This window comes from Rathayibacter sp. VKM Ac-2759 (assembly GCF_009834225.1).
Taxonomy (GTDB): domain Bacteria; phylum Actinomycetota; class Actinomycetes; order Actinomycetales; family Microbacteriaceae; genus Rathayibacter.
Window position 1 is genome coordinate 3536512 of record NZ_CP047176.1, and the last position, 16630, is coordinate 3553141.

Consider the following 16630-nt stretch of genomic DNA (forward strand, 5'->3'; position numbering starts at 1 on the left):
GGCGCGTCCGCCATCCGCCAGTATCAGCACGTGGGGGCGCATCGCCCCCGTCTCATGGGGAAGCCGGGCCGCGACGAGCGCCCGGAGGAAGCAGGACTCGTGCGTACAGCGCGACGGCGCCGCAGCGCCACCGTCATCACCACCGCCGCACTGCTGGGGGCGCTCGCGTTCCCGTCAGCCGCGATCGCGACCGAGCTCACCGGAGCCTCCGTCGCCGAACCGACCGCGACCGCGGAGCCGACCGCGACCGCGGAACCGACCGCGACTCCGACCGCGACTCCGACCGCGACTCCGACGCCGAGCGCTCCGGAGCCGACGACGGAGCCCACCGCGACGCCCGCACCCGCCGCACCCGCCGCCGCGGCCCCCGTCCTCTCGCTGCCGCGGACCGCCTTCGAGGCCGGATCCCCGCGGCTGGAGGACTTCGACGCCTCGAGCTGGGGCGACGGCATCGACGCCGCTGCCACCGGTTTCGCCCCCGGCACGGTCGTCGTCGTCACCCTGATGGACGGCCCCGCGGTCGAGGCCCGGACCACCGTCGTCGCCTCGGCGACCGGCGAGGCGATCCTCACCGACTGGCTGCCGGCGTTCGCCGACGGCCCGTCGGCCGGCACCTCCGTCTACCCGCACCTCCCCCGGACGGGCGAGCAGATCACGGTCGTCGCCGACGGCCTCGACGCCGACGGCGCTCCGATCGTCTCGAACGCTGTCCCGCTGACGATCACGCAGCCGGACGCCTCGATCGACTTCCTCTTCGCCGAGGACGGCTCGCCGTTCGCCGCGGGCGCCGAGGTCAGGGTCTCGCTCTTCCGCGTCTACGGAACGGTCGCCGCTGTCCGCGGCTTCGACCGCGACGAGACCGTCGAGCTGACCCTCACCGCGCCCGACGGCAGCGTCTCGGCGCTCCCCGCCGACTTCGCGCAGCCGCTCTACGGCGAGACCTCCGGGCCCCTGGACGAGAGCACCATGGCGGACCAGCTCGGCACCTTCACCGTGACGGCGGTCGGCACCACGAGCGGTCGCTCCGTGTCCTCGTCGCTGGTCCAGGTCGGCGACCAGCCGGGCATGCTCATCTGGCCCCGCGGCGCCGCGTTCGAGGCGCCTCCCGCCGACGGCCAGCCCACCAGCGGAGGAGCGGTCTGGGGCTTCGGTGCCGGCGAGTCCGTCGCCGTGAGCGTCTACTCGACCGACGGGGTGCGCCAGCGCCTCGCCGACGGCGGCACCCGCCTCCGCTACAGCGCCGACGCCGTCGGCTGGAGCACGATCGCGATCGGCGCGTACCCGCTCGCCGACCCGCGCGCCGAGGTCTACTGCGTCGTCGCGCTCGGCGAGTCGACCGGTCGCACGGCCAGCACCTCGTACGACTACTCGCTGACCGAGGAGGACCAGATCGCGAAGAGCGCCGACTGCACGGCGGCCGAGGCGGCCGCTCACGGTGGCACGACGAGCGGTGGCACGACGGGAGCCGGCACGAAGCCCGTCCTCGCCACGACCGGCGTCTCGCCCGGTGAGCCGCTCGCCCTGGCCGCCGTCGGCGTCCTCGGCGGTCTCGCGCTGCTGCTCACCCGCCGTCGCCGCGCGTAGCGGAGGCGGAGGGGCCCGCGACCGACCGGCGCGGGCCCCTTTCGGGATCTCGCCTGCTGAGGCGAGCATGCGACATAATGCGCCTATGAGCAAGAAGATTGACGCGGCTCACCGCGCGCTGGTAAAGGCACTCGACAAGCACGCCTCCCTCGTCACCGACAAGGAGTCGAGCCAGCGCAAGGTCGAGCGGGCGGCCGCCGAGCTGCGCAGCGCCGCGAAGGCGTACTCCGCGCTCGTCTCGGCCCGCACGGGCACGGCGAGCCCCCTCGCCGACATCGCGGACCCGCGGCTCGACCCGCCGACGATCGCCTCGCTCCGCGCCGAGCGCGACGCGATCGCGACGAGGCTCGCGCGCCACGAGGCCGCCGAGGCGCAGTCGCTCGCCGGCTGACCCCTCCGAGTCGCTCTGTTACGGGCGTGTTTCGTGCGCCGTCGCGCGGCTGCGTAGCGTGGTCTCCGGGATCCGCGCAGTCGCGGCGTCGTGCGACCGAGGCCGGTCGCAGCGCCGGCGGTGACCGAGTACCGCCCGGGCGACGCACGGATCCTCTCCACGGAAGGATCCACCACAGCATGTCCCTGCGCAGCACCCTCCTCGCGACCACCGCGATCACCGCCTCCGCTCTCCTCCTCGCCGGCTGCTCGTCCGCCGCGTCGGGCGACGACGACGCCGTCCGCATCGGCGTCGTCGGCGCGAGCGACCCGTACTGGGCCACCTACGAGAAGGCCGCGGAGGACGAGGGGATCGACGTCGAGATCGTCGACTTCACCGACTACAACCAGCCCAACCCGGCGCTGACCGAGGGCGAGATCGACCTCAACCAGTTCCAGCACCTGGTCTACCTCTCGCAGTACAACACCTCGGCCGACGCCGACCTCGTGCCGATCGGCGCGACCGCGATCTACCCGCTCGGGCTCTACTCCACGCAGTACGACAGCGTCGACGACATCCCCGAGGGCGCGACGGTCGCCGTGCCCGACGACGCGAGCAACCAGGCGCGCGGGCTCCTCGTGCTCCAGTCCGCCGGCCTCATCGAGCTGAAGGACGGCGGCAGCATCCTCTCCAGCGTCGACGACGTCGACACCTCGTCGTCGAAGGTCGAGGTCACCGCGCTCGACGCCGCGCTGACCGCGACCTCGCTGCCCGACGTGGCCGCCGCGATCGTGAACAACGACTACCTCGAGGGCGCCGGCCTCGCCGCCTCCGACGCGATCGCCGAGGACGACCCGAGCGACCCCAACGCGATCCCCTACGTCAACGTCTTCGCGGCGCGCTCCGAGGACGCCGACAACGAGACCTACGGGAAGCTCGTCGAGATCTACCAGAACACGCAGGCGGTGCTCGACGGCGTCTCGGAGCAGTCCGGCGGCACCGCGATCTTCGTGAAGACGCCCGCCGAGGAGCTGCAGTCCACGCTCGAGACCGTCGAGAAGGACACCGCCTCGCAGGCCGGCTGACCCTCCCTCCCCCGCGCGACCAGGAAAGAGAGCAGCGCTGTGACGCTCATCAGGCTCACCGATGTGAGCAAGACCTATCCGCCGACGTCGCGCGGGGGCGCGAGCGCCGTGGCCGTGGACGGCGTCAGCCTCGAGATCGAGGCGGGCGACGTCTACGGCGTCATCGGCTACTCGGGCGCCGGCAAGAGCACGCTCGCGCGGCTCATCAACGCCCTCGAGCCCGCGACGAGCGGGAGCATCGAGATCGACGGGCGCGAGATCGTCGGACTCCCCGAGCGGGAGCTGCGGCGCCTCCGCCTCGGGATCGGCATGATCTTCCAGCAGTTCAACCTGTTCGGCTCGAAGACGGTGTGGCAGAACGTCGCCTACCCGCTGCAGGTCGCCGGCACGCCGCGAGCCGAGCTGCGCGCGCGGGTCGACGAGATGCTCCGCTTCGTCGGACTCTCGGAGAAGGCGCGCAGCCACCCCGAGCAGCTCTCGGGCGGGCAGAAGCAGCGCGTCGGCATCGCCCGCGCCCTCGCCGCCTCGCCGCGCATCCTCCTCGCCGACGAGGCCACCAGCGCCCTCGACCCCGACACCACGGGCGAGGTCCTGGCGCTCCTGCGGCGCATCAACGAGGAGCTCGGCGTCACCATCGTCGTGATCACGCACGAGATGGACGTCGTGCAGCAGCTCGCGACGAAGGTCGCCGTGATGGAGGCGGGGCGCGTCGTCGAGCGCGGCCCCGTCTTCGACGTCTTCTCGGCCCCGCAGCAGCCGGTGACCCGGCGCTTCGTCTCGACCGTCGTCCGCTCGGTCCCCTCCGCGGCGGAGGCGGCGGTGCTGCGCGAGCGCCACCGCGGCCGCCTGGTCACCCTGTCGTTCTCGGACGACTCCGCCTCGCAGGGCGAGGTCTTCGCCGAGATCGCCCGGGCCGGCGTGCCGCTCGAGCTCGTCTACGGAGGCATCACCGACGTCCGCGGGCGCGCCTTCGGCCACCTCACCGTCGCCCTCGACGCCCCCGACGACACCGTCGACCCCCTGCTGGCCCGCCTCGGCGGCCGCATCACCCTCACGGAGGTGCCCGCATGGACGCGCTGATCCCCCTGCTGGCCCGCCTCGGCGGCCGCATCACCCTCACGGAGGTGCCCGCATGGACGCGCTGATCCCCCTGCTGCCCAAGCTCGGCGAGGCCACCGGCCAGACGCTCTACATCGTTGCGCTCAGCCTCCTGTTCGGCGGGCTCGGCGGGCTCGTGATCGGGCTGGGCCTCGCGCTCACCCGCGGCGGAGCGCTCTTCGCGAACCGGTTCGTCCACGGCCTGCTGAACGTGATCGTCAACGTCTTCCGGCCGATCCCGTTCATCATCTTCATCGCCGCCGCGCAGCCCCTCGCGCGACTCGTGGTCGGCTCGGGCATCGGCACCGACGCAATCGTGTTCACGCTGTCGCTGGCCGCGGCCTTCGGCATCGGGCGGATCGTCGAGCAGAACCTGCTGACGGTCGGCCCCGGCGTGATCGAGGCCGCGCGCTCGGTCGGCGCGAGCCGCCTCCGGATCGTGCGCACCGTGCTGCTGCCCGAGGCGCTCGGGCCGCTGATCCTCGGCTACACCTTCGTCTTCGTCGCGATCGTCGACATGTCGGCGGTCGCCGGGTACATCGGAGCGGGCGGTCTCGGCACCTTCGCGATCCAGTACGGCTACCGGCAGTTCGAGCCGGTGGTCACCTGGGCGGCCGTGCTCGTCATCATCGTGATCGTGCAGGTCGTGCAGCTGCTCGGCAACGTGCTGGCCCGCCGCGTGCTGCGGCGCTGACCCAGAGAAGAGGCCGGACGCCACGGGTCCTCCCATGGCGTCCGGCCTCTCTTCCGGCGTCAGTAGCGGGGCTTGCGCTCCGGACGGTCCGACGAGCGCGACGGGCCCGAGGGGCGGCCGCCGCGGTCGCCGCCGGCGCGGCTCGGACGACGGTCGGGCTTCAGCTCGATCAGCTGACCGCTGATGCGGGTGCCGGCGAGACGGTCGAGCACGTCCTGCGACAGGTCGGCCGGCAGCTCGACGATCGAGAAGTCCGGACGGATGTCGATGTGCCCGAAGTCGCCGCGGTTGAGCCCGCCCTCGTTCGCGAGCGCGCCCACGATCTGGCGGGGCTCGACGCGCTGACGGCGGCCGACCTCGATGCGGTACGACGCCAGGTTGCTGTTCGACGAGCGCTGACGGCGCTCGGGGCGCTCGCCCCGGTCGTCGCCGCGGTCCGAGCGGCTGTCGCTGCGGCCGTCGCGCTCGCGACGGGCGAAGCGCGGGTCGTCGGGCGAGAGCAGCAGCGGCTCCTCGCCCTGCGCGACGATCGCCAGCGCGGCGGCGACGTCCGACTCGACCACGTCGTGGTGCTCGACGTAGTGGCCGATGATGTCGCGGAACCGGTCGAGCCGCTCGCGATCGGCGAGCGCCTCCGTGATCGCGTCGTCGAAGCGCGAGAGGCGGGTGACGTTGACGTCCTCGACGCTCGGCATCCGCATCTCGGTGAGGGGCTGGCGGGTCGCCTTCTCGATCGCGACGAGGAGGCGGCGCTCGCGCGGCGTGACGAAGCTGATCGCGGCTCCGCTGCGGCCGGCACGACCGGTGCGGCCGATGCGGTGCACGTACGACTCGGTGTCGATCGGGATGTCGTAGTTGACGACGTGGCTGATCCGCTCGACGTCGAGACCGCGGGCGGCGACATCCGTCGCGACCAGGATGTCGAGCTTGCCCGACTTCAGCTGCTCGACCGTGCGCTCGCGCTGGGCCTGCTGCACGTCTCCGCTGATCGCGGCGGCGGTGTACCCGCGGGCGCGCAGCTTCTCGGCCAGCGACTCCGTCTCGCTCTTGGTGCGGACGAACACGATCATGCCCTCGAAGTTCTCGACCTCGAGGATGCGGGTGAGGGCGTCGACCTTCTGCGGGTACGACACCATCAGGTAGCGCTGGGTGGTGTTGACGGAGGTCGTGGTCTTGTTCTTGACCGTGATCTCCTCGGGCTCCTTGAGGTACTTGCCCGAGATGCGGCGGATCTGAGCGGGCATCGTCGCCGAGAACAGCGCGATCTGCTTCTCGATCGGGGTGTCGGCGAGGATCGTCTCGACGTCCTCCGCGAAGCCCATCTTGAGCATCTCGTCGGCCTCGTCGAGCACCAGGAACTTGAGCTGCGAGAGGTCGAGCGTGCCCTTCTCGAGGTGGTCCATGATGCGGCCGGGCGTGCCGACGACGACGTGGACGCCGCGGCGGAGCGCGGAGAGCTGCGTGCCGTAGCCCTGACCGCCGTAGACGGGGAGCACGTGGACGCCGCGGAGGCCGGACGCGTAGCGCTCGAACGCCTCGCAGACCTGCAGTGCGAGCTCACGCGTGGGCGCGAGGACGAGGGCCTGCGGGGTCTTCTGCGAGAGGTCGAGCCGCGACAGGATCGGCAGCGCGAACGCGGCGGTCTTGCCGGTGCCGGTCTGCGCGACGCCGAGGACGTCGCGGCCGGAGAGGAGGGAGGGGATCGTCGCGGCCTGGATCGCCGAGGGGGTCTCGTAGCCGACCTCCTTGAGCGCCTTGAGCACGGGGTCGCTCAGGCCGAGGTCGGTGAAGGTCAGCGAGGGGGCGGAATCGGCCTCGGGAGTGGTCGCTGCCTCCGGAGCGGTGTCGCTCTCGGGGGCGGAAGAAGGTGTATCGGTGGTCGCCATAGTGCAACGGTAGGCCGTCGGGCGGCCTCCGACCGCAGAAACAGGGCCGCAGAGGCGGATTGGGGCCCCGGCGTCAGTAGAACTCGACGGTGTCGACGCGATTCATCAGCGGCTCGCCGTCGAGGAACCGGGTCGCGTTGCGGGCGAACAGCTCGGCGATCAGGCGGTCCTCGGCGGCGTTGAGGGCGGCGGTGTGGGGGCTGATCAGCACGTTCGGATGCGTCCACAGCGGGCTCGCGTCGGCGAGCGGCTCCTCCGCGACCACGTCGAGAGCGGCGTAGCCGACGCGTCCGTCGTCGAGGGCGGCGATCAGCGCCTCCTCGTCGATCACCGTGCCGCGGCCGACGCTGACGAGCGTCGCACCCGGCTTCAGCGCCGCGAGGAAGTCGGCGCCGACCAGCTTCTCGGTCGCGCTGGTGCCGGGGAGCGTCACCACGACTCCGTCGATCCGCCCGGCCACGTCGGCGATCGCCGAGGGCGCGACGATCTCGTCGACGTGCTCGACCGACTCCTCGTGGCGGCTCGTGCCGAGGACCCGGGCGCCGAACTGCGCGAGCAGGCGGGCGGTCTCGCGGCCGATGCTGCCGAGGCCCACGACGAGGATCGTCTGCTGCGAGAGCAGCCCCATCGTCCAGCGCGACCCCCACACGCGCTCGCTCTGGAGCGCCTGCAGCCGGGGCAGCGTCTTGGCGCCGGCGAGCAGGCCGAAGAGCGAGAACTCCGCGAGGGGCGCGGCGTGCACGCCGGCCGAGGTCGAGAACGCGATGCGCTCGAGCTGCTCGGAGTCGAGCCCCGCCGCCTTGACCTGGGCGCCGCCGCCCGCGGGCATGGTCTGCACCCAGCGCAGCCCGGGGTTGGCCTCGACGGCACGGGCGAGCGCCGACGGAGTCTCGTCGGGCACCCCGTAGAGCACCTCGGCCGAGTCGATCAGCGCCTCGAAGGCGGCCTGCTGCTCGGGCGTGCGCTCGAACGCGGGGTCGCCCTGGTGATCGCCGGGGTGGCGCATCGGCGCGAGGAGGCTCTGGTCGGCGACGAAGTCGATCCGCGGTTCGAGCTCGACCACGCGGGCGATCAGCTCGTCGCTGATCGGGGTGGCGGCGACGACGCGGAGGCGTTCCTGGGTCACGGTGGTCTCCCTCGAGGCGGGCGGAGTCGGACGCGGACGCCCCTGGCCAGGCGCCACGATACCGACCGAGTCCGACAGCGAGGTCCGCACTGCTTCATGGACGCCTCATCGGAAGCACATAGCGTCCCCGGTCAGCATCGGTCCCGACAGACACCACGACGGACGAGGAGCACCACGATGACCCGCATTCCCGAGCCCCAGCGCACCCCCGACGGACCCGTCTACGAGGGCCGCCGCCTCGATCACCCCGACGAGGAGGTCGTCGACCAGGGCCTGCTCTTCGACGTCGGCACCCTCTTCAGCCGCCGCCGCGTGCTCTCGCTGATCGGAGTCGGCGCGGCCTCCGTCGGACTGGCCGCGTGCTCGACGGTGGGCGGCACCAGCGCGACGGCCTCCGCGACGGCGTCTCCCACCGCGTCTGCCACTGCCTCCGCGACCGCCACCGCCACCGCCTCGCCGACGGCGACCGCCGCGGCGACCGCCGCGGGCGCCGAGATCCCCGACGAGACCGCCGGCCCCTACCCCGGCGACGGGTCGAACGGCGTCGACGTGCTCGAGAACTCGGGGATCGTCCGCAGCGACATCCGCTCGAGCATCGACAGCGCGGCGACGGCCGAGGGCGTCCCGATGACGCTGACCCTCACCCTCCTCGACCTGGCGAACGGAGGCGTGCCGTTCGCGGGCGTCGCCGTGTACGTCTGGCACTGCGACGCGGGCGGGAACTACTCGATGTACTCCAGCGGCATCGAGGACGAGACGTACCTCCGCGGTGTCCAGGTCGCCGACGCGAACGGCACCGTGACCTTCACCTCGGTGATCCCCGCCTGCTACTCGGGGCGCTGGCCGCACATCCACTTCGAGGTCTACCCCGGGCTCGACTCGATCACCGACGCGTCGAACGCGATCGCGACCTCGCAGGTCGCCCTGCAGCAGGAGGCGTGCAGTGCGGTCTACGCGCTCGACGCGTACAGCGGCTCGGCGAAGAACCTCGCCTCGACCAGCCTCGACTCCGACAACGTCTTCGGCGACGACGGCGGCGTGCTGCAGCTCGCGACGATGAGCGGGGACACGACGTCGGGCTACGCCGTCTCACTGACGGTGCCGGTCGACACCGCCACCGCCCCCACCGCGGGCAGCGCGCCGGCGAGCCGCTGAGCTCAGTCGGCCGGCTGGTCGGGCAGGGCCGCCGTCCCCGTCGTCCGCAGACGCTCCTTGACGAGGTCGGGGAACAGCGGGCGGCCGTAGAAGTAGCCCTGCGCGCGCTCGGCCCGGAGGCTCGTCAGCAGCGCGTGGGCCGACGGCGTCTCGACGCCCTCGACGATCGTGTGCATGTCGAGGTCCGAGACGAGGTTGATGATCGAGCGGAGGATCGTGGCGTGCCGCGGGTTCTCCTCGTCCGAGAGGAACACCCTGTCGATCTTGACGATGCTGAGCGGCACGGTCAGCAGGGCCGCCGCGGCCGCGTGCTCCTGCCCGTAGTCGTCGAGCGCGATGGCGATGCCGTCGGCGGTGAGCATCCGCACCCGGTCGATCACGGCCTCGTCGACGTCGCCGATCGACCCCTCCGTGAGCTCGAGGCACAGCTCGATGCCCTGCTCCGAGGTGCGGTGCGACCGGATCCGGTCGACGACCTCGTCGTGCATCAGCTGCTCGGCCTCGATGTTGACGCTGAGGAAGGCGACGCTGTCGTCGATCGCCCGGAACTCGGCCATGCAGGCGACGGCCTGGTCGACGATCTGGATCGTCAGCCGGTCGAGGATCCCGAGCGACCGGGCGATGTCGACGAGGGTGAGCGGGCTGAGCGGCGTGCCGTCGGGGCGCGTGTGACGGGCCAGCGCCTCGAAGCCGATGATCCGCCGCTCGGCGACGTCGATGACCGGCTGGAACGCGACCCTGACGGTCCCGTCCAGCACGGCGGTGTGGACCTCGGCGAGCAGGTCGGCTCCGTCGGGGGCCGCGCCCTTGCGGCCCTTCTTCGACTCGTACATCCGCGCGTCCGCCTCCTGCATGACCCCGTCGAAGCTGCCGCCGTCGACGACGACAGGAGTGCCGATGCTGATCCGGGGGTGGAGGGTCGCGCCGCCGACTATAACGGGGCGCTCGACGGCGCGTGCGATCCGGAGCGCGACGGCTCCGGCGGTGGCCGAGTCGAGGAGCACGGCGAACTCGTCGCCGCCGATGCGCGCGACCACGTCGTCGCTGCGCACGCTCTCGCGGATCCGGCGCCCGACCTCCTCGAGCACGACGTTGCCCGCCGAGTGGCCGTGGGTGTCGTTGACGGACTTGAAGTCGTCGAGGTCCATGAAGAGCATCGCGCGGTGGGAGGGGTCGGTGATCGCGCCGAACTCCTCGTAGAGTCCGCGCAGGTTCGTGAGCCCGGTGAGCGAGTCGGTCGTCGCCTGGTCGCGCAGCGTGCGAGTCGTGCGGCGGTCGTAGAGGGCCTGGGTCGCGATGTGCGCGAGAGCGAGCAGGGTCCGGTGCTCGAGGGCCGAGAAGCCGTCCGAGTCGGGACGGCGGGTCAGCACCACGTGACGGACGCCGAGCCCCGGCGCGGTCACGGGCGCCGAGAGCTCGAAGGGGCGTCCCGGCTGCTCGGCGATGCGGGTGCTCGCCGAGGGGATCGCCGTGCGCGCCGCGCGCTCGAGCGTCTCGAAGATCGCCGCCTGGTCGCCCCAGGGCAGCGCCAGCGACGCCTCGATCAGCCCGTTGAGCTTGCGCTCGACCCGGCTGCGGCGCAGATTCTGGCTGATGACGGCGATGACGAGCGCGACGAGTCCGAGCGTGTTGGCCGAGCGGATGTCGAGGCCGTCGGCGATCTCGATCCGCTGCACTCCCGACGACAGGTGCGCGCCGTACGCGAGCACCACCAGCGCCACGTTGAGGCCCAGCACGAGCGCGACCCGGTCGGCGCGCAGGGCGGGGCGGGGGACATCGGGGATGTCGGCGAGCGAGAGCCACGCCTGCAGGTACTCGAACCCGATCGAGAGCGCGCCGTAGGCGAGCACCGCCGGCACCGCCGCGACGACGGGCCACCAGCCGGTCTGCGGGAACAGCGAGAGCACCAGCAGGAACGCGCCGCCCGAGAGCGAGGCGAGGCCGGTCCAGTACAGAACGGACAGCCACGGCCTCCGCGCGAGCACCTGGAAGAGCGTGAGGGCGAGGAGCCAGAGCAGGAGCGCCTCGACCGCGGGCACGTCCTGCGCGAGGAACGCGAGCACCGAGACGCCGACGCCGAAGGTGACCGTGCCGATCCCGGAGGCGAGCTCCAGGCGGAACGAGGCGGTGATCCACATCGCGACGAGCAGCACGAGGAACGGGAGCCAGCGGCCCGGCAGCGCCGATGCGTGCGGGACCAGCAGGGCGAGGGCGAGGACGAGACCGCCGATACCGACCGAGAGGCGGAGGGTCTTGACGGCGGCGGCCGAGGCGGCGCGCTCGGGCAGGGAGACTCCCGAGGCGGAGGTGCCCGCAGATTCGTCGCTCACGCGGCCCCCCGTCGCCTCCGCGGTCCGGAGGTCGCGCTTACTCTCGCAGATCTGCGGAAGCGGGAGGCGCCGCGCACTATCCCCCGTTTGAGGGATAACAGGGCAGGAGCGGCGTCGTGTGCCCGGCAACGCGGTGCCGACGTGGCGCGGGCGCCGCTGCGCACAGTGTCGAGACCCGAGGGCGTGGGCGGGGTCGGTCTGCCGATCGCGTCTGCTGACGCCGGTGGATCTCGACACGCCCGCTCCGCGGGCTACTCGATCAGCAGGCCGGTGGGCGAGCAGTCCGGCGCGCGAGCAGACCGGCTGGCAGGCCGGCAGGCGGCAGCAGGCGGCAGGCGGGCGAGTAGGCAGGACCGCAGGCGGGCAGGCAGGCAGGTGGGAGCCAGGCAGGCAGGCGGGAGCCAGGCAGACAGGCAGAGCCAGGCAGACAGGCAGAGCCGGCAGGCAGGCAGGCAGGCAGGCAGGCAGGCAGGCAGGCGAGCCTGCGGGCGGGCAGGCAGGCAGGCAGGCAGGCAGGCGAGCCTGCGGGCGGGCAGGCAGGCAGGCAGGCAGGCGAGCCTGCGGGCGGGCAGGCGGGCAGGCGAGCCATCGGGTGAGCAGGCCGGCGAACGGGCGAGCAGGCGGGCAGGTGAGCCGGCCGGTAGCTGGACAGCAGGGCGGGCAGGCAGGCAGCAGGCAGCAGGCAGCAGGCAGCAGGCAGCAGGCAGCAGGCGGGCGTACGCGGAGGGGGCGGCGAGAGGCCCGCTGGTCGAGTAGCCCCGCAGGGGCGTATCGAGACCGACCTGCCGGCGGACGCGGTCGGGTCGCTGACCGGCGGGAGGGCCGGCAGCGGGTGGGTCAGAACGGGGGTGGGTCGTCGGTGAAGCGCGGGGGTGGTGCGGGTGGCCTGCCGGGGAGGGCGGGTGGTCGGGTGGTGACGTGGCGTCCGGTGGGGGTGGTCCAGTCGGTGGTGCCGTCGGGGTGGAGGCGGTAGGTCCAGCGGTCGCCGTGGCGGACGTGGTGGTGAGCCGTGCAGAGGGAGGCCAGGTTCTCGAGGGATGTCTCGCCTCCGTGGCGCCATTCGATCGTGTGATCGGCTTCGCTGGTGGAGGCTCGGCGGGTGCAGCCGGGGAAGCGGCAGGTCTGATCGCGCAGCTGCAGGGCGAGGCGCATCTGCGGGGGCGGGACGCGGTGGGTGCGGCCTACCGAGACGACGGCGCCGGTGTGGGGGTCGGTGAGGACTCGGGTGAAGGTGGCGGCGACTCCGGCGAGTTCGCGGGCGATGGTGGCGGGGATCGCTCCGTAGCCGTCGAGATCGGCGGGAGCGTCGTCTGCTCCGGACGCGGTGCTCGCGGGGAGCGTCAGGCGCACTTCGGCGCGGATTCCGGGGACGAACGTCGGAGGGGTGTCCTGCGGGCTGCTGACGGGGGTGGTGCCGGCGATGTCCCCGTCGCAGAGGAGATCGGTGAAGGCGTCGGCGCGCAGCTGGGCGAGAGTCCGTTCATCGCCCGAGGCCCGGGAGTCACCCGCGGGGCCGGCGCCGTCGCGGAGGGAGTGCGCGATGCGATCGAGGCGGTTGTAGACGCCGACCGCGGCCGCAGCGGGGAGGAGGGCGGAGAGCGTGGCCATCCCGTCGATCTCGGGGGTGAGCCACACGCCGCGGTCCTGCACGGCGCGGTGGTGTCGTTCGGCGAGGGGCTCGGTGTGGAGTTGATCGCGGAGCCGGTCGACGGCGCGTCGCAGCTGCGTCGGGGTCTTGGACAGGGCGAGGTCGGCGGCGCGCTCGTCGAATTCGGCGCGGGACTCCTTCGGAAGTGTCGCGGCGGCGGAGCAGATCACCTCGCCGGCCCGCCAGCGGATCCTGGCCGTCGCGAGCAGGGCTCGGGTGCGGGGCAGGTCCTCGACCAGCAGGTGCGCTCTCTCGAGGTCGCGGGACAGCTCCCGCTCGGACACTCCGGCGCCGGTGGCGAGTTCGGCGCGGAGGGAGCGTTCGACGAGGTCGCTCGACTCGCGACTCGACAGGCCGCCGCGGGCGAACGCGAGCGGGACCGTGAGCCCTCGCCGATAGACGTCGTACAGCTTCTCGGCGGACGCGAGCAGATCGAGGGAGGCGTTGCGGGCGAGACGGCCGACCTCGTCGGCGCCCTCGCGGACGCGGTCGAGGATCGCCTCCGCGGGTCGTGTCTCAGCTGCAACTGCCATACGGATATTGAATCAGGGACCACCGACACCCGGGCCCGGACAGCGCCCGAACGAGACAACTCACGCCCAGAAGAAGCCTGTGGAGGAGCACTACCCGCGCGACGTCGTCGTCGAGGCGCACCTCCGCCCCGCGCTCAGCCGATCGTCCTGCCGGCGCTCGACATCGTCGCCGTCGTGTAGCCGGCCTTGGTCCCGGTCACCTTCACCGTGACGCTCTTTCCCCTGTCGGCGGCGACCGGGGTGTACGTCGCGGCCGTCGCTCCGCTGATCGCGGTGCCCGCGCGGAACCACTGGTAGGTCAGCGCCACCGGCGCCGGCCCCCACGTGCCGGGAGCGGCGGTCAGCTTCGAGCCGACCTTCGCCGTGCCCGAGATCGTGGGAGTGGGCGCGGTCAGCGTGCCCTTCGCGATCGTCTTCGCGGCGCTCGACTTCACGACCGCGGTGTAGCCGGTCTTCGAGCCCGTCACGGAGACCGAGATCGACGCTCCCGCGTCGCCCGCGACCGGTGTGTAGGTCGCGGCCGTGGCTCCCGAGATCACGGTCGTCCCGCGCTTCCACTGGTAGGCGTAGGTCACGGGGGCGGGGCCCCACGCTCCCGGAACCGCGGTCAGCGTCCGCCCGACCGCGGCCGTGCCGGTGAGGGTGGGGGTCGCGCTCGTCAGGGTGCCGACGGCCACCGTCTCGGTGGTCCCCTTCGACTTCGTCGCGGGCGAGTACCCGGGCTTGGTCGAGGTGACCGAGACGGTGATCGTCGCACCGGCGTCCGACCCGGTGAGCACGTACGTCGGCTTGGTCGCGCCGACGATGTAGGTGCCGGCGTTGCGCTTCCACTGGTACGTGAGCGTCGTTCCCGCGTCCCAGGTGCCCGGAGTCGCGGTGAGCGTCGAGCCGACCTTGAGCGTCCCCGAGATCGTCGGCGTGGGCATCAGCGTCTGCAGCCCCGGCGTGACGGTCGAGGCGGCGCTGGTCCTGGTGACCGGGGCGAGGCCCGACTTCGATCCGGTGACCGAGACCGTGAGGCTCGTGCTCGCGTCGGCGGCGACGAGCGTGTAGGCCGCCGCGGTCGCTCCGGCGATCGCGACGCCGCCGCGCTTCCACTGGTAGGCGAGCGCGACGGGCGCGGGCGCCCAGGTGCCGGCACTCGCGGTGACGGTCCTGCCGACCTGGACGGTGCCCGTGATCGTCGGAGTCGGACCGGTGATCGCGCTGGTCGACCCGCCGGTGATCGTCGCCGTCGCCGCGCTCGTCCTGGTCGCCGTCGAGTAGCCGGGCTTGGTGCTGGTGACCGTGACGGTCAGCGTGGCGCCGGCGTCGGCCGAGGTGAGGAGGTAGGTGCTCGCGGTGGCACCGGTGATCGCGGTGCTGCCGTTCCTCGTCCACTGGTAGGCGAGGGTCGTCCCCGGATCCCAGACGCCCGGGGAGGCGGTCAGCGTGGAGCCGACGGTGGTGCTGCCCGAGACGGTCGGGGTGGGCGTGAGGGTCTGGGCGGGGGCGGGGACGACGACCGGGGCGCTCTCGCGCTGGACGGATCCGTAGCCGGACCTGCTTCCCGAGACGATCGCGGTGAGGGAGGCTCCGCGATCCGCCGCCACGATCGTGTAGGTCGGCCCTGAGGCGATGTACTCGCCGTTGCGCTCCCACGAGTAGTTGAAGTAGTCGGGCGCGGGGGTCCAGGTGCCGGTCTTCGCGGTGAGGGTCTGGCCGACCGCGACGGTGCCGACGATGGTCGGAGCAGGCGCCGCGGTGTACTGGAGGTACGGGATCGCGAGGGGCGCGCTGTCCACCGTCCGGTCGGCGTAGCCGGTCCTGCGTCCGGTGACCGAGACGGAGACGGTGCTCCCCGCCTCGTCGGTGGACGGCGTGTAGGTCTGCGCGGTGGCACCCGGGACCGGGTATCCGTTGCCGTCCTTCCACTGGTAGCTCAGGGTCACGGGCGAGGGTCCCCAGGTCCCCGGGTTCGCGGTGAGGGTCTTGCCGACTCCGGCGTCACCGCTGATGGTCGGCGTCGACGCGGTGAGGGTCCCGACGTTCGCGACCGTGAGGACGTAGTCGCCCTTGGTCCAGCTGTACCCGCCCACCTGAATGAAGTAGGTCCTGCCCGCTGTCGCGGTGAAGCTGGTCTTCGCGTTCGCCTTCGAGTAGTCCTGGTGCGAGATCGCGGGCTCGACCGGCGCGCAGCCGATCGGGCGCGTAGGAGCGGATCCGTCCGACTCCCAGATCACGCCCAACGGGCTGAAGTAGCTGTCCCGCAGGTCGACCAGCACGGATCCGGTCTTCGTGGCGGTGAACCGGTGCCAGATGGAGCCCATCAGGACGTGATCGCCATCGCAGCTCTCGTAGGGCTCGTACCAGTTGGAGTCGACCTTGAGCGTCGAACCGGAGACCGTGGTGGGAAGTGCGGACAGGGCGACCGCGTCCGCAGGAGTGGTGCCGGCGACCGGCGCGCTCGCCGAGATCCGAAGAGTCGCCTGTTCTCCGGGCTGGACCGGCTCCTCGCTGTAGTACGTGTCGCTGACCTGGAAGACGTAGGTCTTCCCAGCCTCGGCCTGGAGGTAGTTCTCCTCTCGGAACTCCGATTCCGCACAGCTGATCCTGACGAGCTGGTCGACGGGCGCCGTCTCGTACGCAGCGACGATCGAGTAGTGCCCGTCGACGCCTCCGCTGAAGGTCAGGGTCTGTCGAGCCGTGGACGTGTAGGAGAACCAGACGGAGCTGACCGCGGGCGTGAAGTACTCGGTGATGTCGTCGTCGGTCGTCCGGCACTCCCCCGACTCCCCCTCCTCGAAGGTCGCTCCGTAGTACGGGCTGCGGCTGTAGTACGGCAGCGAGGAGACGACGGTCGCGTTCGCGAGGTCGTCGTTGGCCGGCGGCACGACCGCGGCGAGCGCCTCCGGAGCCGCCGAGCGGCTCTGCGCGGCGGAGCCGGGCGGCGCCCAGTCGTCGGGGTGCGCGACTCCGCCCACCTCGATCGGGTGCGCCGGGTCGGCCGCCGGCGCGGCGGCGGCCGCGGCGGTCGGGACGAGGGCCGCGCCCAGCGTCAGAGTGGCGGTCAGGGCGAGCGAGAGGAGGCGCTTACGCAGCATCGGGTGGTCTCCGGGTGAGAGCAGGTGGGGCGCCGACC

11 protein-coding genes are annotated in these 16630 nt (G+C 72.4%); 6 read left to right on the forward strand and 5 right to left on the reverse strand.

Going from position 1 to position 16630, the window contains the following annotated elements; genetic code table 11:
* The first annotated feature begins 99 nt into the window (after window positions 1-99).
* The 5 genes from GSU68_RS19735 (at window position 100) to GSU68_RS16570 (ending at window position 4831) form a co-directional block, all read left to right on the forward strand.
* On the forward strand, window positions 100-1584 hold the full coding sequence (locus tag GSU68_RS19735; protein ID WP_208544600.1) for a hypothetical protein: 1485 nt from the start codon (window positions 100-102) through the stop codon (window positions 1582-1584).
* Between the two features lie 85 nt (window positions 1585-1669).
* On the forward strand, window positions 1670-1975 hold the full coding sequence (locus GSU68_RS16555) for a hypothetical protein (protein WP_159909746.1): 306 nt from the start codon (window positions 1670-1672) through the stop codon (window positions 1973-1975).
* 179 nt (window positions 1976-2154) lie between these two features.
* The gene (locus GSU68_RS16560; protein ID WP_159909747.1) at window positions 2155-3039 is read left to right on the forward strand and encodes a MetQ/NlpA family ABC transporter substrate-binding protein; all 885 of its coding nucleotides are present in this window, start codon (window positions 2155-2157) and stop codon (window positions 3037-3039) included.
* A 39-nt stretch (window positions 3040-3078) separates the two neighbouring features.
* The gene (locus GSU68_RS16565; protein ID WP_159909748.1) at window positions 3079-4119 is read left to right on the forward strand and encodes a methionine ABC transporter ATP-binding protein; all 1041 of its coding nucleotides are present in this window, start codon (window positions 3079-3081) and stop codon (window positions 4117-4119) included.
* Window positions 4120-4171: 52 nt separating this feature from the next.
* On the forward strand, window positions 4172-4831 hold the full coding sequence (locus GSU68_RS16570) for a methionine ABC transporter permease (protein ID WP_159909749.1): 660 nt from the start codon (window positions 4172-4174) through the stop codon (window positions 4829-4831).
* Between the two features lie 59 nt (window positions 4832-4890).
* On the opposite strand, the gene GSU68_RS16575 is transcribed toward GSU68_RS16570, so the two are convergent.
* Window positions 4891-6717, reverse strand: coding sequence for a DEAD/DEAH box helicase (locus GSU68_RS16575; protein WP_159909750.1), 1827 nt, complete (start codon window positions 6715-6717; stop codon window positions 4891-4893).
* 73 nt (window positions 6718-6790) lie between these two features.
* Window positions 6791-7843, reverse strand: coding sequence for a D-2-hydroxyacid dehydrogenase (locus tag GSU68_RS16580; RefSeq protein ID WP_208544601.1), 1053 nt, complete (start codon window positions 7841-7843; stop codon window positions 6791-6793).
* Between the two features lie 177 nt (window positions 7844-8020).
* Between GSU68_RS16580 and GSU68_RS16585 the strand changes: the two genes are divergently transcribed.
* Window positions 8021-8998: a 3,4-dioxygenase subunit beta gene (locus GSU68_RS16585; protein ID WP_159909751.1), complete on the forward strand. Its 978-nt coding sequence runs from the start codon at window positions 8021-8023 to the stop codon at window positions 8996-8998.
* A gap of 2 nt (window positions 8999-9000) precedes the next feature.
* On the opposite strand, the gene GSU68_RS16590 is transcribed toward GSU68_RS16585, so the two are convergent.
* The 3 genes from GSU68_RS16590 to GSU68_RS16600 form a co-directional block, all read right to left on the reverse strand.
* Entirely contained in the window at window positions 9001-11328 is a 2328-nt protein-coding gene (locus tag GSU68_RS16590; protein WP_159909752.1) for an EAL domain-containing protein, read from the reverse strand.
* Between the two features lie 837 nt (window positions 11329-12165).
* Window positions 12166-13509, reverse strand: coding sequence for an HNH endonuclease signature motif containing protein (locus tag GSU68_RS16595; RefSeq protein ID WP_159909753.1), 1344 nt, complete (start codon window positions 13507-13509; stop codon window positions 12166-12168).
* Window positions 13510-13643: 134 nt separating this feature from the next.
* On the reverse strand, window positions 13644-16592 hold the full coding sequence (locus GSU68_RS16600) for a hypothetical protein (protein ID WP_159909754.1): 2949 nt from the start codon (window positions 16590-16592) through the stop codon (window positions 13644-13646).
* Window positions 16593-16630: the final 38 nt, after the last annotated feature.